This is a genomic window from Rudaea cellulosilytica DSM 22992 (genome assembly GCF_000378125.1).
Classification (GTDB): Bacteria; Pseudomonadota; Gammaproteobacteria; order Xanthomonadales; family Rhodanobacteraceae; genus Rudaea; species Rudaea cellulosilytica.
Genome location: NZ_KB899241.1, coordinates 913,768 through 936,818 on the forward strand (window position 1 = coordinate 913,768; position 23,051 = coordinate 936,818).

The 23,051-nt window shown below is 64.5% G+C and carries 29 protein-coding genes; 6 read left to right on the forward strand and 23 right to left on the reverse strand.

What is annotated here, in order from left to right:
* Window positions 1–7 precede the first annotated feature (7 nt).
* From F455_RS0104085 to F455_RS0104135, 11 genes are all read right to left on the reverse strand, one after another.
* Window positions 8–601, reverse strand: a complete 594-nt coding sequence (locus F455_RS0104085) for a HupE/UreJ family protein (RefSeq protein ID WP_018971996.1) — start codon at window positions 599–601, stop codon at window positions 8–10.
* The gene (ureG, locus tag F455_RS0104090; RefSeq protein ID WP_018971997.1) at window positions 598–1,248 is read right to left on the reverse strand and encodes an urease accessory protein UreG; all 651 of its coding nucleotides are present in this window, start codon (window positions 1,246–1,248) and stop codon (window positions 598–600) included. Before ureG ends, F455_RS0104085 begins: the two co-directional genes overlap by 4 nt.
* Window positions 1,248–1,946 carry an urease accessory protein UreF gene (locus tag F455_RS0104095; protein WP_018971998.1) on the reverse strand — a complete coding sequence of 233 codons (699 nt, stop codon included), beginning with the start codon at window positions 1,944–1,946 and terminating at the stop codon, window positions 1,248–1,250. Before F455_RS0104095 ends, ureG begins: the two co-directional genes overlap by 1 nt.
* Window positions 1,933–2,436, reverse strand: a complete 504-nt coding sequence (locus F455_RS0104100; protein ID WP_018971999.1) for an urease accessory protein UreE — start codon at window positions 2,434–2,436, stop codon at window positions 1,933–1,935. Before F455_RS0104100 ends, F455_RS0104095 begins: the two co-directional genes overlap by 14 nt.
* A gap of 8 nt (window positions 2,437–2,444) precedes the next feature.
* The gene (ureC, locus tag F455_RS0104105) at window positions 2,445–4,157 is read right to left on the reverse strand and encodes an urease subunit alpha (protein ID WP_018972000.1); all 1,713 of its coding nucleotides are present in this window, start codon (window positions 4,155–4,157) and stop codon (window positions 2,445–2,447) included.
* Window positions 4,154–4,474 carry an urease subunit beta gene (locus F455_RS0104110; protein WP_018972001.1) on the reverse strand — a complete coding sequence of 107 codons (321 nt, stop codon included), beginning with the start codon at window positions 4,472–4,474 and terminating at the stop codon, window positions 4,154–4,156. The genes ureC and F455_RS0104110 overlap by 4 nt, the downstream gene beginning before the upstream one ends.
* An 11-nt stretch (window positions 4,475–4,485) precedes the next feature.
* Window positions 4,486–4,788, reverse strand: a complete 303-nt coding sequence (locus F455_RS0104115; protein ID WP_026293049.1) for an urease subunit gamma — start codon at window positions 4,786–4,788, stop codon at window positions 4,486–4,488.
* Window positions 4,789–4,863: 75 nt separating this feature from the next.
* Window positions 4,864–5,241 carry a cupin domain-containing protein gene (locus tag F455_RS0104120; RefSeq protein ID WP_018972003.1) on the reverse strand — a complete coding sequence of 126 codons (378 nt, stop codon included), beginning with the start codon at window positions 5,239–5,241 and terminating at the stop codon, window positions 4,864–4,866.
* Between the two features lie 75 nt (window positions 5,242–5,316).
* A complete protein-coding gene (locus F455_RS0104125) occupies window positions 5,317–6,204 on the reverse strand; it encodes an urease accessory protein UreD (RefSeq protein ID WP_018972004.1) in 888 nt (295 codons plus the stop codon).
* A 99-nt stretch (window positions 6,205–6,303) separates the two neighbouring features.
* Entirely contained in the window at window positions 6,304–6,720 is a 417-nt protein-coding gene (locus tag F455_RS0104130; protein WP_018972005.1) for a DUF4156 domain-containing protein, read from the reverse strand.
* Between the two features lie 97 nt (window positions 6,721–6,817).
* Entirely contained in the window at window positions 6,818–9,745 is a 2,928-nt protein-coding gene (locus F455_RS0104135) for a M16 family metallopeptidase (RefSeq protein WP_018972006.1), read from the reverse strand.
* 423 nt (window positions 9,746–10,168) lie between these two features.
* Between F455_RS0104135 and F455_RS0104140 the strand changes: the two genes are divergently transcribed.
* From F455_RS0104140 to trmL, 3 genes are all read left to right on the forward strand, one after another.
* The gene (locus F455_RS0104140; protein ID WP_018972007.1) at window positions 10,169–10,423 is read left to right on the forward strand and encodes a hypothetical protein; all 255 of its coding nucleotides are present in this window, start codon (window positions 10,169–10,171) and stop codon (window positions 10,421–10,423) included.
* Window positions 10,424–10,805: 382 nt separating this feature from the next.
* Entirely contained in the window at window positions 10,806–11,078 is a 273-nt protein-coding gene (locus tag F455_RS0104145; protein WP_018972008.1) for a hypothetical protein, read from the forward strand.
* 266 nt (window positions 11,079–11,344) lie between these two features.
* The gene (gene trmL / locus F455_RS0104150; protein ID WP_018972009.1) at window positions 11,345–11,809 is read left to right on the forward strand and encodes a tRNA (uridine(34)/cytosine(34)/5-carboxymethylaminomethyluridine(34)-2'-O)-methyltransferase TrmL; all 465 of its coding nucleotides are present in this window, start codon (window positions 11,345–11,347) and stop codon (window positions 11,807–11,809) included.
* Here the strand turns inward: trmL and F455_RS22865 are convergent.
* The 6 genes from F455_RS22865 to F455_RS0104175 all read right to left on the reverse strand — a co-directional run bounded on the left by F455_RS22865 (window position 11,793) and on the right by F455_RS0104175 (window position 15,493).
* A complete protein-coding gene (locus tag F455_RS22865) occupies window positions 11,793–12,221 on the reverse strand; it encodes a hypothetical protein (RefSeq protein WP_157578420.1) in 429 nt (142 codons plus the stop codon). The two genes, trmL and F455_RS22865, sit on opposite strands and share 17 nt — an antisense overlap.
* A gap of 51 nt (window positions 12,222–12,272) precedes the next feature.
* The gene (locus tag F455_RS0104155) at window positions 12,273–13,292 is read right to left on the reverse strand and encodes an NAD(P)H-dependent glycerol-3-phosphate dehydrogenase (protein ID WP_026293051.1); all 1,020 of its coding nucleotides are present in this window, start codon (window positions 13,290–13,292) and stop codon (window positions 12,273–12,275) included.
* Between the two features lie 75 nt (window positions 13,293–13,367).
* Window positions 13,368–13,850, reverse strand: a complete 483-nt coding sequence (secB, locus tag F455_RS0104160; protein ID WP_018972011.1) for a protein-export chaperone SecB — start codon at window positions 13,848–13,850, stop codon at window positions 13,368–13,370.
* A gap of 217 nt (window positions 13,851–14,067) precedes the next feature.
* Window positions 14,068–14,508, reverse strand: a complete 441-nt coding sequence (locus tag F455_RS0104165) for a rhodanese-like domain-containing protein (RefSeq protein WP_026293052.1) — start codon at window positions 14,506–14,508, stop codon at window positions 14,068–14,070.
* 76 nt (window positions 14,509–14,584) lie between these two features.
* Window positions 14,585–14,992, reverse strand: a complete 408-nt coding sequence (locus tag F455_RS0104170) for a hypothetical protein (RefSeq protein WP_018972013.1) — start codon at window positions 14,990–14,992, stop codon at window positions 14,585–14,587.
* 66 nt (window positions 14,993–15,058) lie between these two features.
* Window positions 15,059–15,493, reverse strand: coding sequence for a YiiD C-terminal domain-containing protein (locus tag F455_RS0104175; protein ID WP_245539935.1), 435 nt, complete (start codon window positions 15,491–15,493; stop codon window positions 15,059–15,061).
* 118 nt (window positions 15,494–15,611) lie between these two features.
* On the opposite strand from F455_RS0104175, the gene F455_RS0104180 reads away from it, so the two are divergent.
* Together F455_RS0104180 and F455_RS22380 are read left to right on the forward strand one after the other, a co-directional pair.
* Window positions 15,612–16,418, forward strand: a complete 807-nt coding sequence (locus F455_RS0104180; RefSeq protein ID WP_026293054.1) for a uroporphyrinogen-III synthase — start codon at window positions 15,612–15,614, stop codon at window positions 16,416–16,418.
* Between the two features lie 83 nt (window positions 16,419–16,501).
* Complete coding sequence (locus F455_RS22380) at window positions 16,502–17,158, forward strand: YkgJ family cysteine cluster protein (RefSeq protein ID WP_169337290.1); 657 nt, start codon at window positions 16,502–16,504, stop codon at window positions 17,156–17,158.
* A 31-nt stretch (window positions 17,159–17,189) separates the two neighbouring features.
* On the opposite strand, the gene xerC is transcribed toward F455_RS22380, so the two are convergent.
* The 6 genes from xerC to F455_RS0104220 form a co-directional block, all read right to left on the reverse strand.
* Window positions 17,190–18,095 (reverse strand): tyrosine recombinase XerC, encoded by a 906-nt coding sequence (xerC, locus tag F455_RS0104195; RefSeq protein WP_018972018.1) that lies wholly within the window; start codon window positions 18,093–18,095, stop codon window positions 17,190–17,192.
* Window positions 18,092–18,790: a DUF484 family protein gene (locus tag F455_RS0104200; RefSeq protein ID WP_018972019.1), complete on the reverse strand. Its 699-nt coding sequence runs from the start codon at window positions 18,788–18,790 to the stop codon at window positions 18,092–18,094. The genes xerC and F455_RS0104200 overlap by 4 nt, the downstream gene beginning before the upstream one ends.
* Complete coding sequence (dapF, locus tag F455_RS0104205) at window positions 18,787–19,611, reverse strand: diaminopimelate epimerase (protein ID WP_018972020.1); 825 nt, start codon at window positions 19,609–19,611, stop codon at window positions 18,787–18,789. Before dapF ends, F455_RS0104200 begins: the two co-directional genes overlap by 4 nt.
* 16 nt (window positions 19,612–19,627) lie before the next feature.
* A complete protein-coding gene (gene lptM / locus F455_RS23325; RefSeq protein WP_020684049.1) occupies window positions 19,628–19,816 on the reverse strand; it encodes an LPS translocon maturation chaperone LptM in 189 nt (62 codons plus the stop codon).
* A gap of 106 nt (window positions 19,817–19,922) precedes the next feature.
* On the reverse strand, window positions 19,923–20,735 hold the full coding sequence (locus tag F455_RS19715; protein WP_157578421.1) for an SEL1-like repeat protein: 813 nt from the start codon (window positions 20,733–20,735) through the stop codon (window positions 19,923–19,925).
* Window positions 20,736–20,853: 118 nt separating this feature from the next.
* A complete protein-coding gene (locus F455_RS0104220; protein WP_018972023.1) occupies window positions 20,854–21,633 on the reverse strand; it encodes an AraC family transcriptional regulator in 780 nt (259 codons plus the stop codon).
* A 168-nt stretch (window positions 21,634–21,801) separates the two neighbouring features.
* Here F455_RS0104220 and F455_RS0104225 point away from each other — a divergent pair, with 168 nt between their 5' ends.
* Window positions 21,802–23,022 (forward strand): MFS transporter, encoded by a 1,221-nt coding sequence (locus F455_RS0104225; RefSeq protein ID WP_018972024.1) that lies wholly within the window; start codon window positions 21,802–21,804, stop codon window positions 23,020–23,022.
* The last annotated feature ends 29 nt before the right edge of the window (window positions 23,023–23,051 follow it).

Below are 23,051 nucleotides of genomic sequence, written 5' to 3' on the forward strand. Positions count from 1 at the left end.
TTCTTCGCTAAATTGCACCAACCAACACGGCTACGCCCGTGATCGCCGTTGCCGCGCCGCCGACTCGGCCGAGTCGCGGCGCATGGCGCTGGACCAGCGTGCCGAAGACGATGCCCACGCCATGCAGCAGCGCGGTCGCAGCGAGAAAACCGATCGCATAGCGCAACGGATCGGCAGTCTCGGGTAGTTCACCGCCGTGCGCAGCGCCGTGGAACCAGGCGAATACGCCGACCAGCGTGACCGCCGCAGCCAGCGGCAGACGCTGCGCGCGGAACACGAGCAGACCGAGCGCGAGCAGCGAGGCGGCCACGCCCGATTCGATCGCGCCGGCGGCGATGCCGGCATGCGCGGTCGTTGCAGCAGCAGCCCCGAGTGCCATCACCGACACGAAGGCGAGCGGCACGGCCCACAGTGCGCGGCCGCCGAGCTGCGCCGCCCAGACCCCGACCGCAATCATCGCGAGCAGATGGTCCACGCCCGACAGCGGATGCGCGAAGCCGGCGAGCAAGCCGCCGTAGGCGGTGTGACCCGGGTGGGCGTAGACGTTGGCTGCAAGCACGCTGAGTGCGCAAGCGAGAAGATAGTGCGAGGTTTTTTTCATTGCGCGAGCTCCGGCAAAGGACGGGAAGGCAGGCCACCGGTCTCGATGATGAAGCGCGCGACCGCGTCGAGGCCGTGGTTGATCTTGAGATTGCTGAAGACGAACGGGCGCGCACCGCGCATCTTGCGCGCATCGCGATCCATTACTTCGAGCGAGGCGCCGACCAGCGGCGCGAGATCGATCTTGTTGATCACTAGCAGATCCGAGCGCGTGATACCCGGGCCGCCCTTGCGCGGAATCTTGTCTCCGGCGGAGACGTCGATCACGTAGATCGTGAGGTCGGCAAGCTCGGGCGAGAACGTCGCTGCGAGATTGTCGCCGCCCGATTCGATGAAGATGATTTCGAGTCCCGGGAATTTCTTGTTCATTTCGGCCACCGCGGCGAGATTGATGCTCGCGTCTTCGCGGATCGCCGTGTGCGGACAGCCGCCGGTCTCGACGCCGGCGATGCGCTCGGGCACGAGCGCGCCGGCGCGCGTGAGGAATTCGGCGTCTTCCTTTGTGTAAATGTCGTTGGTGATCGCGGCGACGTTGTAGGTGTCGCGCAGCAGCTTGCATAGTCGTTCGGTCAGTGCGGTCTTGCCTGAACCGACCGGGCCGCCGATGCCCACGCGCAGCGGGCCGGTATGGGGGTTTGTCGTAGTCATCAACTTCTAAATAATCTCGTGTATTGGGTTTCGTGGCGGATCGAACAGAGTTCGAGCAGCGGTGCGGCCGTACCGAGTTCGTCGAGCGGCATGTCGAGCGCCTCGGCAGCGATCGCGGCGATGCGCGATGCGAGACGCGCGGTGGCGATCTGCCCATCGGTCTGACCGAGCGGGACCAGGCGCACGCCGGCGGAGACGAGATTCGCCGCGACCGCGTGCAACCACGCGGACAGCGCAGGTTCGCGCGGAATGTCGTGCGCGGCGCAGGCGAGAGCCATCGCGATGCTGTGCGCGACCGGCGCGTCGCCACGCCGCTCGGTGAACGCATCGAGCTGCGCGTGCGGCCACGCCTTGCGCGTGACGGCGAGAAACGCCGCGCCCTGCTGATGACTTTCGAGCGCCGTTTCGGCGCTGCCGCGAAAGGCCGCGGCGAGGTCGGCGATCTCGTCGAAGGCGGTCGCATCGTGCGCACATTCGTACGCGCGCGCGAACAGCACCGCGTCGATCCAGCCGCCACCGCGTGCGAGCACGGCGTCGATGTAATCGATCAGCGTGGCGACGTCGCGCACGTCGCCGGCTTCCACCGCCCATTCGAGGCCGTGGCTGTAGCTGAAGGCGCCGGTGGGATACGACGGCGAGGTCCAAGCCAACAATTTCGTCATGCCGGTGAAGCCGGCATTCGAATTATCTTTGCTCATGTGAACTCGCGAACACGAAAGGGTGCGCCGCGGCCTGATGATCGCCATGTGCATGCGCATAGGCACCGCGCTCGGGCGTGAACGGCGCGGTGATCCTTTCCACGTGCGCGCCGAGTCCGCGCAGCATGTCGACGATCACCGCGTCGTCGCGGATCAGGATGCGATCGCTGGAAAGCTGCGCGGGCAGGTGACGGTTGCCGATATGCCAGGCGAGTTTGACCAATGCATCGGCGTCGATCGCCGTCACCGCGACGAGCGCTTCTGGCGCCGCTTGCACGAGCACGATGCGGCCATCGTCGAGCCGCAAGCCGTCGCCGTCGTGCAGCAGCGTGGTCTGTTCCAGATCGAGCACGAACTCCAGTCCGCCGTCGGCGACGTAACGATAGCGGCGGCGATGGCGGCCCTCGTAGTCGAGCGTGATGCGGTCGGCCGCGCTCGCGACGTTCCACGTGCCGGCCGGAAGAATGTTGCGGGCGAACAAGTCGGTCATCAGTGCGCTCAGAAAAGGAAATAACGCTGCGCCATCGGCAGCACCGTGGCGGGTTCGCAGGTCAGCAGCTCGCCGTCGGCGCGCACTTCGTAGGTTTCCGCATCGACTTCGATCGTTGGCATCGCATCGTTGAGGAGCATGCTGCGCTTGCCGATGCCGCTGCGCGTGTTCTTCACCGCGGCAAGTGGGCGCGTGAGGCCGAGCTTGCGCGCCTGATCGCTCGCGACGAATGCGCCGCTGACGAACAGCAGCGAGGATTCGATACGCGCGCGTCCGAACGCGCCGAACATCGGCCGGTAGCGCACGGGCTGCGGCGTCGGAATGCTCGCATTCGGATCACCCATCGGCGCGGCAGCGATCGTGCCGGCCTTGAGCACGTAGTCGGGCTTCACGCCAAAGAATGCCGGCGACCAGATCACGAGATCGGCCAGCTTGCCAACTTCGACCGAGCCGACGTGTTCGCTGATGCCGTGCGCGATCGCTGGGTTGATCGTGTACTTCGCGATATAGCGCCGCACACGAAAGTTGTCGCTATGCGCATCGTCGGAACCGAGCGCGCCGCGCTGGCGCTTCATCTTGTCCGCGGTCTGCCAGCAGCGGATGATCGTTTCGCCGACGCGGCCCATCGCCTGCGAATCCGAACTCATCATCGAAAATGCGCCGAGGTCGTGCAGGATGTCCTCGGCCGCGATCGTCTCTTTGCGGATGCGGCTTTCGGCAAAGGCCACGTCCTCGGCGATTTTCGGGTCGAGGTGATGGCAGACCATGAGCATGTCGAGATGCTCATCGAGCGTGTTGACCGTGTACGGCCGCGTCGGATTCGTGCTCGACGGCAACACGTTCGGCAAGCCGGCGACTTTGATGATGTCGGGCGCATGGCCGCCGCCCGCGCCTTCGGTGTGGAACGCGTGGATCGTGCGGCCTTTGAACGCAGCGATCGTCGATTCGACGAAGCCGGACTCGTTGAGCGTGTCCGTGTGCAGGGTCGCCTGCACGTCGAGCGCGTCGCAGACGGCGAGGCAGCAGTCGATCGCCGCGGGCGTCGTGCCCCAGTCCTCGTGCAGTTTCAAACCACACGCGCCGGCCAGCACCATCTCTTCGAGCGCCTTCGGCTGGCTTGCGTTGCCCTTGCCGAAGAAGCCCAAATTCATCGGAAAACTTTCCGCTGCCTGCAGCATGCGCGCGAGATGCCATGGCCCGGGGGTGCACGTCGTCGCGAGCGTGCCGTGCGCGGGGCCGGTGCCGCCGCCGAGCATCGTCGTCACGCCTGCATACAACGCCTCTTCGATTTGCTGCGGGCAGATGAAATGGATGTGCGTATCGATGCCGCCCGTGGTGACGATCTTGCCTTCGCCCGCGATGATTTCGGTGCCGGGGCCGATGACGATATCGACGCCGGGCTGCACGTCCGGATTGCCGGCCTTGCCGATCTTCGCGATGCGCCCGTCGCGCAGGCCGATATCGGCCTTGTAGATTCCCGTGTGATCGAGAATCACCGCGTTGGTGATGACCGTGTCCATCGCGCCGTCCGCGCGCGCGACCTGCGACTGGCCCATGCCGTCGCGGATCACCTTGCCGCCACCGAACTTCACTTCTTCGCCGTAGACGGTGAAATCCTTTTCGATGCGGATGAAAAGCTCGGTGTCGGCGAGGCGAATGCGGTCGCCCGTGGTCGGGCCGTACATGCCGGCATAGGCGCGGCGCGAGAGCGTGTTGCTCATGGCTTCGCCGCTCCCAATGCGCCCATGACCTCGCCGCGGAAGCCGATCGCGACACGCGCGCCGGCGTAGGGTACGAGGCGCACCTCACGGCTTTGCCCCGGTTCGAAGCGGATCGCGGTGCCCGCAGGGATGTCGAGGCGCATCCCGCGCGCGCGGTCGCGGTCGAAGCGCAGCGCGGGATTCGTTTCGAAGAAGTGATAGTGACTACCGACCTGGATCGGACGATCGCCGCTGTTTGCTACGCTCAGCGCGATCGCTTCACGATCGGCATTGAGCGTGATGTCGCCTTCGAGGGTGAGGATTTCGCCGGGAATCATTTGTCGTCGCCTCAACGTATCGGCTGATGCACGGTGACGAGCTTGGTGCCGTCGGGGAACGTCGCTTCGACTTGGATCTCACGGATCATCTCGGCGACGCCCTCCATCACCTGGTCGCGCGTGAGCACCTGCGCGCCGGCCTGCATCAGCTCAGCGACGCTGCGCCCGTCACGCGCGCCTTCGACGACGGCATCGGTGATCAGCGCAATCGCCTCGGGATAGTTTAATTTCACGCCGCGTTCGAGCCGTTTGCGCGCGACGATCGCGGCCATGGCGACGAGCAGCTTGTCTTTTTCGCGCGGAGTCAGATTCATCATTTTACCTCTGCTCGCGTCCTTGCTCGCGAAGTCAAAAAGCAGGCATCCTGCCTGCACTCTCAAATAAGATCATCAGATCCAGCGGTCGTTCTGCGCAGTCAGCTCGCCGCCGGCCTCGCCGGTATTGACCACGCCACGCGGTTCGATGATCAAGGCATGGCATTCCCTCGTCGCACGCGTGATGTGCTCGACGCCACGCGGTACAACGAACAATTCGCCTTCGCGGATCGTCACGTCACGGTCGCGAAATCCGACTTGCATTTCGCCGCGGACGACGAGGAATACCTCGTCGGTGTCCTTGTGCTCGTGCCAGACGAACTCGCCTTGCAGCTTGACCAGTTTGAACTGATAGTCGTTCATCTCGGCGACGACGCGCGGCGACCAATGCTCGGAGAATTTGGCGAGTTTTTCCGCGAGATTGATCGCGGCGGCGGCTTTCACGTGGTTCATGGTAGTTTCCCTTGCTCGCATCCTTGCTCGCGAAAATCAAAAAGCAGGCTCCTGCCCGCACTTTTCAAAAACAGCCTAGCAATACCAGACCTGGGGCAAGCGTTCCGACAAACCCGCGGCGAGCGAGCGCACAATGCCGGCCGCGCGTATGAGCGCCTGCCGCAGCTCCGCCGCGTCGTCGGCGAGCAGGCGCAGGATCAGCAGGTGCTCGCGCGTCGTCGCGTGCACGATCGTGGACACTTCCGCTTCATCAAGCCGGGTGCGAACTGGGGTCAGCAGTGCAGGCGCGTCGTCGGCCGCGTAGATCAACGTGGCGTACGCCGTCGTCGCGCCGAAGCCGAATGGCGCAGCGCGCAGTGCGGCGAGGCTGCCATCGAAATGCAGGCCGTCCAGATGCAACGCGTCGGCGAAGATCAGGCGTCCGCCGCGGCGGATGCGCCAGGCGTCGTGGATGAAACCACTGCGCAACGATTCGCCCATGGCGCGGCGACCGAGGACTAGACTTTCCGTCGCGAGCAGGCACGCGCCCGGCGCAAGGTTCGCATCGAGTTGGCGGCGCAGGCGCGCACCGTCGAACAGGATCGTCTCCTGGGCAAGATATTCGACATGCGCGCCGACGCCAGCCGTGATGCACACGTCGATGCGCGCGGGTTCGTCGCCAGGCAACGCGCGGTAGATTTTTTCCGCGGCCTGCGAAGTCAGCGTCGCGCGCGCGCCCGCATGCGCCGCGAAGTCCACCCGCAAGCGATCGCCGCCGGTCAGGCCGCCGCTCGTGGTCAGCAATACCGCTTGGACAGGCTCGCCGGGATCGATGTCGGGAAACAGCACGCGGCACGGTGCGCGCTGGTAGAGATCGGCAAGCCGGGTCTTGCCGCCGGTCGCCGAAAACTCGATCCGCGTTGCGCCGTTCACGCGCTGATGCGCGGAAACAGACGGCAACAGCGCAGGTTCGGCCAGCAGCATCGCGGTTCCTCGTGAGCGAGCCGAAGCGGCTCGCTGCACTGCATCATTGCGGGAATGCGTGGCGCCGTCAATGCCGCCGGGAAGGCGGCGGATCGCGCTTCAATGCTCCTTTACCGGGAACGTCTGCACGCCGTCCTGCGTCGTCGGCGGCTGGCTCGCAGGCGTGGAGATCTCACCGCGCTGACGCAGCTGGGTCTTGCCGCAGACGTAGGCCTGGAAGCGCTGCGCGCCATCCTTCGGTTCACTGCGCGGCACGATCGTGTCGGCCGGCAGGCTGGCGGCCTCGTTGCGCGCCATCGTCTCGAGCTCGTCGGCGACCTTGTATTCACTGCGATGGTAGAAGGCGATCTTGTCGGCGACGGTGACCGCGACCGTGCCGGCGTCGCGACAGCCGGCAACCTTGCCATCGTAGGCGACGCGCACGGCGTTGCCGCTGACGGTCGGCTCGACCCAGGTGCAGGCGGCCGGAAGCAGACCAAGCGAAAGTATAAAAATGGAGAATGCGGCGTTTTTCATGATGCTCCGGACCTATCGATCATTTTCGCGCGAAACGTACAAAAAACGATGGCCGGCATTGGCCGGCCATCGCGTGCAAGTGAGGAATGACCTAGCGCTACTTTACTACTTTGCCGTCGGCGTCGATCACCTTGGTCTCGCCGATCTTGAGCGCGCGCACCGGCTTCTCGATCTTGGCGAGGTCGCCGACGATGACCCAGGTCAATGCGTTCGGCACAAACAGTGTTTTCGCTGCGGCGTCGACTTCGGCCTGCGTCTGCGCCTCGATTTTCTGCTTCAGCGTCGGCACGTAGTCGTCGGCGCGGCCGTAGAGCTGGTTCGAGGCGAGTGCGCCGAGCACGGCGCCCGTCGTTTCGTAGCTGCCCGGCAGCGCACGCACCCGCTGCGCCTTGATCTTGGCGATCTCGGCCTCGGTCGGTGGATTCTTGCCGGCGACGTTGCGCACTTCCTTGAGCGCCTCGGTCACCGACTCGGCGGTCTTGTCGGTCTGCACCGGTGCCTGCAGGATCAGCGGGCGCTGACCAAGCGCGTCCTGCAGCGAGGAACGCGCGCCGTAGGACCAGCGCTTGTCTTCGCGCAGGTTCATGTTGAGGCGCGAAGTGAACGTGCCGCCGAACACCGAGTTCGCAGTCTGCATCGGCAGATAGTCGGGTGCCGTGGTCGGGTCCGCGAGGCTGCCGGCGAGAATCAGCGACTGCGGCGAATCCTTGCGGTCGATCAGGAATACACGCGGCTTCTTCTGTGCGGCGACATGGGCGATGTTCTTCGCCGGCAAGGCCGTCGCCGGCGCGCTCCAGTCGCCGAAGGCCTTGTCGAGCAGCGGCACGATCGCCGCCAGCGTGGTGTCACCGGCGACGAGGATTTTCACGTTGTCCGGGCGATACCAGGCGTCATGGAACGCGGCGAGATCGGCCGCGGTGAGCGAGGTGATCGCCGCTTCCGTGCCCGAGCCGGTGAACGGAATGCCGTAGGCGTGGTCCGCGCCATAGAGCAGCGGCGGCAGCGTGCGCAACGCCATGCCCTGCGGCTGGGTCTTCTCCTGGGCGATGCCGGCGAGCCACTGCGCGCGAATGCGCTCGATGTCGGCGTCGCGGAACGCGGGGTTGCGCACGACGTCGGCGAACAGGTCGATCGACGGCGCGAGGTTCGCGTTGAGCGCGTTGAGACTGACATTCGAGGTGTCGAGGCCGGTACCTGGGCGAATGATCGCGCCGAGACTTTCGCGGCGCTTGGCAATCTCGACCGAATCGAGCGACTTCGTGCCCTCGTCGAGCATCGAACTGACGAAACTCGCGGTACCGAGCTTGTTGCCGTGGTCGGCCGCGTAACCGGCGTTGAACTGCATCTGGATCTGCGTGACCGGAATCGTGTGGCGCTCGGCGAGGATCACCTCGATCCCGTTCTTGAGCTTGCCGCGCTGCACGGCCGGGAAGCTCAGCTCGGGGAACTGGCTGACGTCGGGCACGCCCTTGGAACGATCGACGTCGTTTTTCGCGGTCGTGTAGGTCTTCGCCGGCGGCGTGACCGACGCCGGCTTGCCATCGCGCGCGGACAAGCCCTTCACCGCCTTGTCCTCGGCGGCGAGGTCGGTACCCGGCTTGGCCGGCAGCACGGTCAGCGTGTAGTCGCCCTTGGCGATCCACTTGCGCGCGGCATCGAGCACCGAGGCCGGCGTGGCCGCCGCGGCGCGTTCGAGATCCTTCTTGTACGCCGCGGGATCGCCGAGATAGACCTGGCTCTGGGCGAGGATCACCGCCTTGCCGCGGAACCCGCCCACCTCTTCGAGGCCGCGGATGAAGCCGGCGCGCACCGAGGTCTGCGCACGCGCGAGTTCGTCGGCGGTCGGGCCATCCTTGAGGAACTTGGCCCATTCGTCGGCGATGGCCGCTTCGACCTTGGCCGGGTCGACGCCCTTCTTCACGTCCGCGCTGAGCACGAACTGGCTGACCAGGGCGAAGGTCTGCAATTCGACCGAGACGTCGTCGACGAGCTTGTCCTGATAGACGAGGCGCTGATAGAGGCGCGAGGTCTTGCCCCCGCCGAGCACGTTGGCGGCGAGTTCGAGCAGCGGATTGTCGGGCGCGCCGAGCTGCGGCACATTCCATTCGCGGTAGATGCGCACTTGGGCGACATGGTCGGACTGCGTGCCGCGCGTGGAGGCGTCACGCTCGGCCACCCAAGGCTGCTGGCGCGGCACCGGCGGGCCGGCCGGGATGTCGCCGAAATATTTCTGCAGCTTTTCCTTCGCGATCGCCGGTGTGATATCGCCGGCGAGCACAATCGTCGTGTTCGCGGCGCCGTAGTAATCGCGGAACCATTGCTTGACGTCGTCGAGCGAAGCCGCATCGAGATCAGCCATCGAGCCGATCGTGTCGTGCTGGTAGGGATGGTTGGCCGGGAACGCGTTCGAAAGAATGTTCTGGTCGGTGCGGCCATACGGACGGTTCTCGCCCTGGCGCTTCTCGTTCTGCACGACGCCGCGCTGGGTGTCGAGCTCGGGCTTGCCGATCGCCGAGAGCAGGTGGCCCATGCGGTCCGATTCCATCCACAACGCCATGTCGAGCGCGGTGGTCGGCACGGTTTCGAAATAGTTGGTGCGATCGAACCAGGTCGTGCCGTTCATGCCGGTCGCACCGGCTTTCTCGAACGGCGCGAAATACGTGCCTTTGTGATTCTCCGAGCCCGAGAACATGAGGTGCTCAAACAGATGCGCAAATCCGGTCTTGCCGTTCGGCTCATCGGCCGAGCCGACGTGATACCAGATCGACACCGCGACGACGGGCGCCTTGTGGTCTTCATGCACGACCACGGTCAGGCCGTTGTCGAGTTGGAACTTGGTGAATGGGATATCGATCATCGGAGCGGCCGTCTGCGTGGTCTTCGCGGGTTTCGCATCGTGCGTCGCTGGAGCGGTGGCGCAACCGGTCGCGGCGATCGCCAGCACCAGCGCGGTCGATTTGAACAAACCGGTCCGGAACAAGCGGATCGGGGCATGGGCAAAACGCGAAGTTGCGGCGGGCATCATTTCCTCCGGCGGCGAAAAGTGAGCGAGCCTAACCGACGGCGGGCGACCGGAGCAATGGCCGAAAGTCAGGGCCGGCGGTCTTGTTTCAAGAGGCATTTTTCGCGTGCGAGCGGAGTAATCCATTGAATGGATTTGGGAATTTTCATGAATAAATACTGTACCAGATAGTTAGGTATTGGTTCAGGGATGCCTGCGTATGATGCGCTGCAACAAAATTTGTTCGTCAGCATCGATCCGCCTGCATACCCGTCCCAGCGCCATTGCGCGATAGGGCCGGGTCCCTCCAGCGCCCGATCTTCAAGGCCAGCATTGGCCGCACAGATTCCCCAACCGGAACCCAGGCGGCCAACCTCGCAATGGCCGGGCATTGCCGTCGTCGCCGGCGAACAACACAACCAATGCCCCAAAGACAAGGATAAAAACATGAACTTCAACACGCAGATCAAATGTACCGTCGCTGCGCTCGCGCTGTTCACCGCGGTCGGCGTCACCGCCCTCACACGCGCCGAAACGGTGGACAAGCCGGCGACGCTGGATGTCGTGCATACCCGCATCGAAATCAGCGCTGCGACATCGATCGATGCCGACAACGCCCCGACCGCGCGCGTGCATGTCGGCAACCCGATCGCGGTCGATGCGAATCCGACCTCCGCCGATATCGAGCGCGCTTCGCGCTGACGCAGGCCACCGAGTGATCGGCGCCGGGCAACTCTAAAAAAAACTACTGCGCTACGGTTTTTAGAAGCGCCCACAATTCGTTTGCAACGATCGGCGAGCCGCGTGCTCGCCGATTCGTTTTTGCGTCAGACGATCTTCACGTCAGCGGCAACAGCGAACGGACGGACAGTGTTTGTCCGCGGACACTCGTGCACCCTGCCACAAGTCATGCGCATGCGCCGCGCAGACTGCGCACAGCCATGCCGGAAGTCACGATCGCGGAACTTTGTGCAACCCAAAGCCTCGATTACGCATCGAACTCATCGAACAAAATGCGAATCCACCATCGTTGGCACAGGGTTTGCTTTTTGCACAAATACCAAAGTATACGAAGGAGCCCACCATGAACCTTTCCACCCACATCCACCGCGGTCTCGTCGCCATCGCGCTGTGTGCTGCCGTCAGCGCCTATGCCGTCGCCGCCTCGCATCCCACCGTCGCTGTCGGCGCACCACTGGAAATGCAGATGCTCGGCACGATCACGGTTATGGCCACACCGAACGACGTCGACGACAGCGTCGTCTACACCCAGGTGCAAGGCAAGGCACGCGTGACCGTCGGCGAACCGGTGACGATCGGCCCGAAGGAAGAGCCGCGGCTGGTCGCGATGCGCTGAGCGCGGGGATGCGCAACATCCCTCGCGCTTGTCGCCCGTGCAGAAAGCGCGAAATTGTGAACCTCTGAATAAACGTAGCGAGCGAAGGCACATCGCGTGACGCCGGAGCGCAGGAACCGGAGTTTACCGATCGTAAATGAGGATGACTCGCCGCATCCGCGGCTCATCCTACAGGTCATTCGCTGCGCGAATGCTTCGCGATCCGAGCACCGCCGGCGCGTGAGATGCCGAGCGCAATAGTCTATTCAGAAGTTCATAATCGCGGCATGCTGCATGTCGTCCTCTACCAGCCCGAGATTCCGCCCAACACGGGCAACGTGATCCGCCTCTGCGCGAATTCCGGCGCGCGCCTGCATCTGATCCGCCCGCTCGGCTTCGAGCTCGACGATGCGAAGCTGCGCCGCGCCGGCTTGGACTACCACGAGTTCGCCGCGATTGATGTGCACGATGACCTCGCCGCCTTCGTCGCGAAGATCGAACCCGAACGTCTCTTCGCGCTGTCGACGCGTGGGCGCACCCTGTACACGGGCGTGCAATTCGGCGACAACGATGCCGTCGTGTTCGGCCCGGAAACGCGCGGCCTGCCGCAAGCTTTCCTCGACTCGCTGCCAGCGCAGCAGACCTTGCGTCTGCCGATGCGACCGGATAACCGCAGTCTCAATCTCTCGAACGCGGTCGCCGTGGTCGTCTACGAAGCGTGGCGCCAGCGGGGATTCAGTGGCGGCGCGTAGAAGCCCGCGGACGCAACGCGATAAATGCGGATGCGAGCAAGGAAAGGACGATGCTCGCGAAGCCTGTTGGGGACAGGGCTGGAGCGCTGGCCACACTGGCATCGGCCACGACAAACGATCCAAGCGTAGTAGTCGAGCAGGGCGGCACGTCGGTGCACAATTGAATGGCGAAGCTATAGGTTCCTGCGGCGAACGAACCAAGGTCTACAGCCAAGTTGGTCGTAGAAGAGCACGGTATGAGCAGTGGCAAGGTCACCATCGATCCAGCGCGCACCGGCGAGGATGCCGCGCACAAACTCTCGCCACCCAGAAGTGCCGTCACTGACTGACCTGGTTTCGGATTCGCAGGAACAAAGGAAACCGAGTTGATAACTTGCGCCTGCACCAGTCCGACAAAAAACAGCAGTGCCATGCCTATGGCTGTTCTGATTGCGGCTCTGCGAACAAACATTCTTGCCTCGCGCTAAGTTGGCTGAGCTGAAGGATATTCGGGTTTCTGTTCACGAGCCAATAGCATACGCAAGCCTTCAGCTGGCGTGATTTCCTCGTGCAGCACGCGCTGCACGCCGCGCGATATCGGCAGTTCGATGCCATGCTCGTTGGCGAGCCGCATCACCGTGTCGACCGTCTCGATGCTTTCGACAACCTGGCCGATCTGCGCGACAGCATCTTTCAGGCTGGTGCCGTGGCCGAGCGCGAGGCCCAAGCGGCGGTTACGCGAAAGATCGCCCGTGCAGGTAAGCACGAGATCGCCGAGGCCGGCGAGGCCCATCAGCGTCTCCGGACGCGCACCGATCGCGGCGCCGAGGCGCAGCATTTCGTTGAGACCGCGGGTGATCATGCCGGCGCGCGCGTTGAGGCCGAGTTGCATGCCGTCGGCGACGCCCGTGGCGACGGCGAGCACGTTCTTCATCGCGCCGCCGAGCTCGGCACCGATCACGTCGCTGCCGGTATAGGCACGGAAATTCGTTGCGTGCAGAAGTTGCGCAACAGTGTGCGCGAACGCATCGCTCGCCGAGTGCACGGTCACCGCGGTCGGCAGGCCCTGCGCGACTTCGCGCGCGAACGAAGGGCCGGTGACGATCGCCGCGGGCACGCCGTGCAGACGCTCGGCGACGATCTCATGCAGGAAACGACCCGAGCCAGGGTCGAAACCCTTGGTTGCCCAGGCGACGCCTGCGCCTTGCCTGACATCGGCGGCGATGTTCGCGATCAGCTCGGCAAACGCATGGCTCGGCGTGACGATCAGCAATACCTGCGCGCCACGCACCGCGGTGGCAAGGTCCGCTTCGTAGTGCAGCGATGCCGGCAGTTCCATCTCCGGCAGGTAGCGCGCGTTGCGCCGCGACGCACGCATCGCCGCGAGCGCCTGCGCGTCGCGGCCCCACAACGTCGTCGGCGCGCCATTGCGCGCGAGCACGGCGGCGAGCGCCGTACCCCACGACCCAGCTCCTAGTACCGCAACAGCGGGCCTATCGCTCATTTGAAAAGTGCGGCCACGGATGGCCGCTTTTTGACTTCCGCGATCATGGATGAACGCAAAAAATGCCGCGCAAAATCACGCGTTGCCGCTGAGACCCTGGCCTTCGGCCTGGCGACGCTGCTGCTCAGCGTAGAGTGCGTCGAAGTTGATCGGCTGCAGCAGGAACGGCGGGAAGCCGCCGTTCTGGACCAGATCGGAAATGACCTGACGGGCATACGGGAAGAGCACGTTCGGGCAGTAGGTGGCGAGCACGGCGTCGCGCGAGGGCGCGTCGAAGCCGATCACGCCGAACACGCCGGCCTGCTGCACTTCGGCGAGATAAGCGGTCTTCTCTTCGAGCTTGCAGGTCACGGTGACGGTGAGCACGACTTCGTAGATGTCCTGACCCAGCGAGCCGACCTTGTGCTCGAGGTTCAGCTGCACCTGCGGCTGACCCTGCTCCTGGAAGATCTGCGGCGCGGACGGCACTTCGAACGATGCGTCCTTGATGTAGACCTTCTGCAGCTGCAGTTGCGCGCCGGTTTCGGCGCCGCCGTTGGCGGGAATATTGTCAGTCATTTTCGATCACTCCAAAAAAAGCCAATTTGAAAAGTGCAGCCACGGATGGCTGCTTCTTGATCCTCGCGATCACGGATGATCGCAATGAATACCCCAAAGTGCGGCCAAGGATGGCCGCTTTTTGATTCTCGCGGTCAGGGACGAGCGCAAAGATAAACCCGCGGATTATCCCATGCAGGCGGCTTGCATGCACCCGCGGATACGACGAACGGCAGGATCAGCGCCCTTTCGCCACCGGCAAGTTGGCCTCGCGCCATGCAGCGAGGCCGCCGCCGAGCCAGAACACTTGCTTGAAGCCAGCCTTGACCAGCCGTGCCGCAGCCTGTGCGGACGCGGTGCCGGTGCGGCAGTACACCGCCACCGGGCGTTCCTTGACCGGGGCGAGGTCCTTGTTCTCGGGATCGAACTGGCTCACCTGTACATTGCGTGCGCCGGGAATATGCGCCTTGTCGAAATCGGCCGCGGCCGACAGGTCGACGAGCAGCGGGCTTTCGCGGTTGATCAGCTGCGTGAGCGCAGCCGGCGTCAACTCTCGATAACCGCGGAACAGGCGCGAGAATTCGTTGCCGATCAGGGCGACGAGTACACCGGCGAACAGCATCGCGAGGACGAGGTGGTTGCCGATGAACTCCGGCAGACGGTGAAGGATATCGGACATGGATGGCAGGCGCGGCATGCGCCGGGAGGACTTGCGGGCGCGGATTATCCGTCAGAGCGCGGCTTCAAGGCAAAAATCAGTGCTGGGTGATGTCGGGCAGGCCGGTCACCAGCCACCAGCGCTTGGCTTTCTCGTCGTAGCGCCAGCGTTGGCGATCGAGCACGCTGCGCACGCTTTGCGTGTTGTTGTTGGTCAAAACGACCTCGGCCACCACCGTGACTTCGTTGGTGCCGACCGAACGCGCCGGCTGTGCGTTATAGCCGCTGATGCGCAGCTGGCGATAGCGCTCGAGGTCGAGTGTGGTCAACGGATGCGCTTTCAGCGTTTCCGGATCGACGAACGCCGCCGCGTCCTCGAAATTGCCCCAGCGTATCGTCGAAGCGTAGCTTTCCAGCGTCGCCTCGAGCAGGTCGCCTTTTGATTTCTGCCCCGCGCAGCCGGCGAGGAGGCAGAGTGCGAGCATCAGGGCAACGATACGCGGCATGGCAGGCATCCGGTGAAAGACTGCGGCCATTCTATATGCCGCCGAGGCCGGAATCCGCGAGCGCGATCAGGTCGCGCTGCGGATCGCGACGAAGCGCGCGTCCAGCGTGCACGCATCCTTGCCGTCTTCGAGCGGCACGCGGCATTCCACGCGTAGGCGTCCACGGCCGCGAGTTGCCAAGACGGCAAGAAATTCGTCCCACGACTCGCCTTCGGCCAGCGCCGCCCGCGCCACGATTTCGCCCCATACCGGCGCGAGATAGCGGATCGTCGAGTCCTGCACGTAGATTTCGCAGTCGATTTGCAGCGCCTTCAGCTTCAGCGCGACCAGACCCCAGCCGGCCAGCGTAGCCACGCTGGCGAGGCTGCCGCCGAACGCGCAGCCCTTGTCGTTGACGTTCGGCGCGAGCGGCGCGGCCAGCGCCAGCGTTTCGCCGTCGTAGTCGCGCAGCTCGATCTGCATCGTCTGCGTCAGCGGAATCCTCTCGAGCAGGGAGTCCATATGCGCATGCGCGAACGCGAGATCGGGAACCGGCTTCATATCGGACGACGGCAGGAAAGGGCGCGTAGTGTGCGCAGCCGGGCTGCCGCGATCAAGTTCGCTTGATACAGTAGGCCGCATGGCCAGGCCGCAATCGACACAGCACACCCATTCACCGCCGCTGACAGGCGCGAGCGTGGTGGTGACGCGACCTTCGGCGGCCGCCGCCACGCTCAAGCGCCGCATTGCGACACTCGGCGGCAGCGTGATTGCGCTGCCCGGAGTTGGCCTGCGCGGCATCGAAGACGCGGTGTCCGCGCGCACCGCGCTGCGCGCGGCGCGAAATGCCGACATCGCGATCTTCGTCAGCCCCAACGCGGTGCGCCATGCGTTCGCTCTGTTGCCCGCGCTGCGTTTCGCGCGGACGACCCAGGTCTGCGCCGTCGGCCGCGCCACGGCGCTTGCGCTCGCGCGACGCGGGGTGCACAACGTGGCGTGGCCCGATGCGCGACAAGACAGCGAAGGCCTGCTCGCGCTGCCACAGCTCGCTCGTCTGCGCCGCCGTCGCGTCGCACTGGTCGGCGCGCCGGGCGGACGCGAGCTATTGCCGACCGCTTTGCGTGCCCGCGGCGCAGTGCTGGAAACCATTCATGTGTATCGCCGTGACGCGCCGCGCTGGAATCGCCGCCATTTCGACAGGCTCGCAAGCGCCGCTACGCCGCTCATGGTCCTGCTGTCCAGCGCCGAGACCATCGCAAACCTGAAGCTCGGCCTGCCAGCCGAGTTGTTCGCCAGAATTGCGGCGGGTGAATGTATCGTCAGCAGCCTGCGTCTTGCCCATGCGGCGCGCGCCGCCGGATTCACGCGAGTGCATGTCGCGGCCTCAGCCGATTCACGCGACATGCTCGCCGCCGCGGAAGCGGCGCTTGCACAACACCGCTTGTAGCGAGCTGAATCAGCCTTGCCGGAATCCCGATTGCGAATCCGCCATGGCGGGCGCAGACTTCATCGAATCCTTGGGAGCAAGCTGTGGGAAAACTGCAAACAGAAGTGCTCGAACTGCAGGCTAAGGTCGAGAAAGATACCGCGCGTCTGCTGCGCGAAAATCGCAATCGCGTCTTCGCCGTGCGCTTGGCTCAGAGCGCGCAGAAAGAAATCGATCGGGTAAGGGAACAAGTCGAGCAGCGCGGCGTCCGCTTCGACTGCAAAAAGGGCTGCGCCATCTGCTGCCGTCTGGAAGTCCAGGCGTTGCCCCAGGAATCGTTTCGAATTGCGCGCAAGCTGGGCGAGCGGCCGGACCGGGAATCGCTCATCGCCAAGCTCTCGGAACATGTCGAAGCGCATCGCGGGATAACCGACAAGCGGCAACGAAAATTTTGTCCATTCTTACTCGACGGGGCATGCTCAATCTACGAGTTCCGCCCGCTCGTTTGTCGCAAGATGGATTCACTCGATGTGGAGCGCTGCAAAGAGATGGGTGAAACCGTGCCAGGCGATCCGGAGATGTTCTACAAAGCCGAGGCAGTCATGACAGGCACGCAAAAAGCATATGCGCGTCTGAAGCTACCCAACGAAGCCCGCGAAATGGTTGCCAGCGTATTGCTTGCCTTGACCGATCCCTCTGCCGAGGAGCGCTGGTGGAAAGGCGAAGATGTGTTCGAAGCCGGCGTCCGACCGCCGTCTTGACCTCGCCCGCTCGGGGCCACCGGCAGATCGCTTAAGTTTCGTTCTTTTTTCGCCGTGCGCGCGGATGCGCGGCGTCGTAGACGCGCGCGAGATGCTGAAAGTCGAGATGCGTGTAGATCTGCGTCGTGGCGATGTCCGCGTGACCGAGCAACTCCTGCACGGCGCGCAGATCGCCGGAGGATTCGAGCAGGTGGCTGGCGAACGAATGCCGCAGCAGGTGCGGATAGACGCGACGCTCGATGCCCTGCGCCTTGGCCCACGCTTTCATGCGCGTGCGCACGGTCGCCGCGCCGATCGGTGCGCCGTTGCGGCCGCGGAACACGGGCTCGTCTTCGCTTGTGACCTGTTCGAGATCGCGCAGCACGCGCAGCGCTATCAGCGCCTTCGAGCCGACCGGCACGATGCGGGTCTTGCGGCCCTTGCCGGTGACGCGCACGCTGGCGTCGGCGAGATCGAGGTCTCGCCATTTGAGTCCGGTCAATTCGGATATGCGCAGTCCGCTCGAATAGAGCAGTTCGAGGATCGCGCGATCGCGCTTGGCCTCGGCGCCGTCGGTCGGGATCTCGACAAGCTTGCCCATCTCGTCGACGTCGAGCACCTGCGGCAACTTGCGCGGTGCCTTCGGTGCGCGCACGCCGGCAGCGGGATCGTGCTTCAACTCGCCGCCGCGCAGCAGAAACTTGAACAGGCTGCGGCACGCGGACAGGCGCGCCTGCAACGTCTTCGGCGCGATGCCCGCGCGATGTTCGCCGGCGATGAAGTTGCGCACCGCATCGCTGCGCAGCGTGTTCCAGTCGGCAATGTTGCGTGAGCCGGCGTATTCGACCAACCGGGTCAGGTCATGGCGATAGCGGATCAGCGTCTGCGGCGAGTAGTCCCTCTCGACCTTCAGGTGATCGAGAAACCGTTCGACCGTCGCTGACAGCGTTTCGCTCATCCGTGCGCCGGAAATCTCGCGATTGCGGCGGCCACGGTTTCGGCGATCAGCTTGAGGAACATCGTGCCCATGCCCGGATGAAAACGGTTCGCATCGGCACTGCCGATCGCGAGCAAGCCGAGCGGCGCATCGCGCTCGCCGAGCGCGTGTAGTGCGGACGAGTGCACGTCACCGGCGTGCTTGCCGAACAGAAAGTCGAGCTTCTCCGGCTGCAGGCGGCCGCACAGTGCTTCGCCATTCCTGAAGAATTCGGCGAATTCGGGCAGCGCCTGCACGCCCTGCGGTTGCACGATCAACCAGTCGGCGGCCGGCAGTTCCGGATCGGCCCGCAGCAGAACCAGACGCACGAAATCGGTACTGAAGTCTTCGCGCAAGCCAGCGACGACGCGACGCACACTGCCGGCCAGGGTTGCTTCGCGCATCAGCGACAGATTGAGTGCGTGCACGCGTTGCACGAGCTGCTCGTTCTCGTTGGCGATGTTGACCAGCTCGGTCAGGCGTCGCCCGAGTTCGCGGTTCTTGTCGCGCAGCACGTCGAGCTGGTAGCTGGCGAGCGACGTCGTCTTGCCTTCCTCGCGCGGCGGCAGCAGGGTCAGGGCGAGATCGGGATAGTCGTGCAGGAAGGCCGGATGGCGGCGCAAGTAGCTCGCCACTTCCGCGGGGGTCACGCCGTCCTTGATCGCTGTGTCATTCATTCCCAATCTCCTTCGTAAACGAATGCGGCGGGACCGGTCATCCAGAGGGTATGCCCCGGGCCTTGCCAACGGATTTCCAGGCGTCCGCCCGGCAGACCGACCGCGACCGTCGCATCGACCTGCGCGCGCCTGCGCAGCACCGCGGCCGCCGCGCACGCGCCGGTACCGCAAGCCAGCGTCTCACCGACGCCGCGCTCCTGCACGCGCAGGCGCACATGCGCGCGCTCGACGATCTGCACAACGCCGACGTTGCAGCTTTGTGGAAAATGTGAATTTGTGGACAATGCCGCACCGATCTGCGCGAGCGGCGCGGCGTCGACATCGGCGACCTCGACCACCGCATGCGGATTGCCCATCGACACGGCGCCGAATTCGATGCGCCCACCATCGAGCGTCAGCGCATACGGATCGGCTGCCGGCAGAGTCAACGGAACATCGCCGGGCGCGAAGCGCGGTTCGCCCATGTCGACGCGCACGCGGCCATCCGCCAGCAACTCGACACTGACCGCTCCCGACGGGCTTTCCAGCCGCGCGGCGCCCGTACCGAGCACGCCCGCTCGGCGCAGCCACGCGGCGACGCAGCGCACGCCGTTGCCGCACTGCCCGCTCATCGAGCCGTCGGCGTTGTAGATGCCGTAGTAGAACAGGCAGGACGGATCGCGCGCCGGCTCGATCGTCAGCAATTGATCGAAGCCGACGCCAGTGTGCCGGTCGCCGATGCGAGCGATCTGCGCCGGAGCGAGCGCGAACGGCTGCGTGCGGCAATCGAGCACTACGAAGTCGTTGCCGATGCCGTGCATCTTGGTGAAATGCAGACTCATCGCCGGCTTGGCGGTATCAGTGCTGGGTTGCGGCGCCGTCCATCGAAGTCTTCTGCGCAGGCTGCGCGACGTTCGCGGGCTGGTCCTTCTTCTTGTCCTTGTCTTGCTGCTCCTGCGGCTTGTCGGGCAGCACGAGCGGGCCCTTGTTGCCGCAGGCGGCGAGCGGCGCGGCAATCACGGCGGCGAACAGGAGCACACGTAGCATGGACGACATGGCGATGCGATCGAAAAAGGCGACAGCCGCAGTATAACCTGCAGCTCCGCCAGCGTGGCCGCAAGCTCCGCCTGCGCGGACCTTGCGATCGACGCCGTCAGCGTTGCTTCTGCGGCGGATTTGCCGGCGCTGGCGCGGCCGTCGCATTGGGTTGAGCGAGCTTGTCGATCGGCTTGCCCTGCTCCTCGACTGCCCCGACCGTGACCGTGGCCTTCCATTCGCGATCACGATCGGCGAAGTATTTGTCCGGATCCCAGTTCTCTTTCGCATACATATCAGCACCGCTGCAGCCCGCTTGCGGCACGGTGCGGCCGCCGATGACGAGCGCGGGCCCGCAGATGTCCTTGGTGCTGGCATGGTTCGCCCCGGAATCGAAACCGGTGCGCGACCCGGTGATCTGCGCCTGACCCTGCTGCAGTTGTTGCACCATGCGCGGCTTGGCCACCGCGTCGCTGTAGCGTTCGGCGAGTTTCTTGCGCAGCTCAGTCGCCTGCGCAAGCTGCTCCGGCGTGAGCTGGGACTTCAATCCGTCGCGCGTGGCGACGAAGTCGGGATAGTCGCGCTCGGCGGCGAGATCGAGCCAGGCATAGGCAGTGACCGGATCTTTCTTCACGCCCTCGCCGTTCATGTACATCAAGCCGGTGCTGAGTTGGGACAGCTTGTCGGCGTAGTAGGAGCCGATCTCGAAATACTTCAGCGCGCCGGCGTAGTCCTTGTGCGCGTAGCGGCGCATGCCGACGGTCATGCCGAACAAGTCGGGGTGATACCAGGTCGAGGCATTCGCCATCGCGCGCAAGGTTTTCTGCACACCGGCGTCGTTGAGCGGATCATCCTCGGCGTGCGCCGCGATGGGCAGCGCCAGTGCGACCGAGGCCGCACAGAGAATCCGCATTGCGAAACTTCCACGCATTGTTCTCTCCTTGGGTTTGCGTCTTGCCTGTTTTCACAGTCTGTAGCGCCCGCTCGTGAGTCGGACAGTGCCTAAAGACACGGTGCCACACGCGGAGTTCCTGCGTACATGAAAAAGCTCAATGCGGCGCAGAGGTGCCGGCGTAAGCGCTCGGCGCGACACCGGTCTGGCTGCGGAACATCTGCGTGAATGCGGACGGGTTCGCATAACCGAAATCGAGCGCGATCGTCGTGATCGAATCGCCCGCGGCGAGGCGCGGCAGCGCGGCAACGATGCAAGCCTGGCGGCACCAGGCCGCGAAGCTCGTGCCGGTCTGCTCGCGGAACAGGCGCGTAAATGAGCGTCGCGACATGGCTAGCGCCGCGCACCAGTCGTCGATCGTCTCGTGCGGCGTCGGCTTGTCGAGAAACGCGCGACAGCGCGCGGCGAGTTTCGGCGCGGTCGGCAAGCTGATGTTGAGCGGCAAGGTTGGAAGTTGTTCGATCTCGGCGATCAGGAGACGCATGATCAAGCCGGCGCGCGCATGCACGTCATACTTAGCCGGCAAGTCCACCGCTTCGAGCAGCAGCGCGCGCGCGAGCGGGGTGATGCCGAGCACGCGGCACTCGCGCGGCAGCTTCCTGCTGACTGCCGGTTCGAGGAAGATGCTGCGCGTGGTGACCGGGCCGACTGCATAGACATCGTGATAGATGCCTGCGGGTATCCACAGCGCGCGCTGCGGCGGCACCACCCAGCGACCCTGTGGCGTGGTGACGATCATCAGCCCCGTTGCGCCATAAAGCAGCTGATTGCGTCGGTGCTGGTGCGAGCCGCGCGCAACGCCAGGCGCATAGTCGTTTCCGACCGAGATGATCGGCCGCGGTGTTGCTTCGTAGTCGTCGACGTTGGCGTTGCGCATGTGGCACTTAAGCTGCAAGAAGAGCGAAGAGCTGATCGGAGTCGCGCTCGCGCGTGACAATTTCAGCAGTGGCCCAACCTCGTAGATCGTTGACCTGCCTGCGGCGGCGGGCGAATGCGAGTGATTCTAACCTGCATGCGTCGAATTAGTAGTCCAGGACAAGAAACCGTGAGCGCCAACTCCGCCCTCATCTCCGACGACGCCGCACCCGCAACGACGGCTCGCGCCGGCACCGCGCTGGGCGTGCTTGCGGCGGTGAGTTCTTCGCATTTCCTCAACGACCTGATCCAATCGCTACTGCCGTCGATCTATCCGATCCTGAAAAGCAACTACGCGTTGGACTTCGGTCAGATCGGCCTGCTGACCTTCACCTATCAGCTCACCGCCTCGCTGCTGCAGCCGCTGGTTGGTGCGTATACCGATCGTCGGCCGCTGCCGTATTCGCTGCCGTTCGGTATGGGCTTCACTCTCTGTGGCTTGCTGCTGCTTTCGCAGGCCGGATCATTTCCGATGCTGCTGCTCGCGGCCGCGCTAATCGGCACGGGCTCGTCGATCTTCCATCCCGAATCCTCGCGCATCGCGCGTCTGGCTTCGGGCGGGCGCCACGGCTTTGCCCAGTCGTTCTTCCAGGTCGGCGGCAACGCCGGCTCGGCACTGGGGCCCCTACTCGCCGCATTCCTGATTCTGCCGCACGGCCAAGGCGCGTTGGCTTGGGTGTCGGTGCTTGCACTCGTCGGAATCGTGCTGCTGACCCGCGTCGGCATGTGGTACGCGCGGCGCGCGAAACCGAAAGCGGCAAGGGTCGTCGTCGCCGCAGCAACGCTGCCGAAACGGCAAGTCATCATCGCGGTTGGCGTGCTGCTCGCTCTGATCTTCTCCAAGTACTTCTACCTGATCAGCCTGTCGAACTACTACACGTTCTATCTGATCGAGAAATTCCACGTCTCGACGCAGAGCGCACAGATCCACCTGTTCTATTTTCTCGGCGCGGTCGCGCTCGGCACACTGGTCGGCGGCCCGATCGGCGACAAGGTCGGGCGCAAGTGGGTGATCTGGGTGTCGATCCTCGGCGTGCTGCCGTTCTCGCTGCTGCTGCCGCACGTGGACCTGTTCTGGACCGCGCTGCTCACGGTCGTCATCGGCCTGATCCTGTCGAGCGCGTTCTCGGCAATCCTCGTCTACGCGACCGAGCTGCTGCCCGGCAATGTCGGCATGATCGCCGGCATGTTCTTCGGCTTCGCCTTCGGCATGGGCGGCATCGCCGCCGCGGTGCTCGGCGAGGTTGCTGATCACAAGGGCATCGAATACGTCTACCAGATCTGCGCCTGGCTGCCCGCGATCGGCCTGCTCACTGCGTTTCTGCCCGACCTACACAAGCGGCACACATAGGCGACGCAACGCCGGCCGCCTCCTTGTCT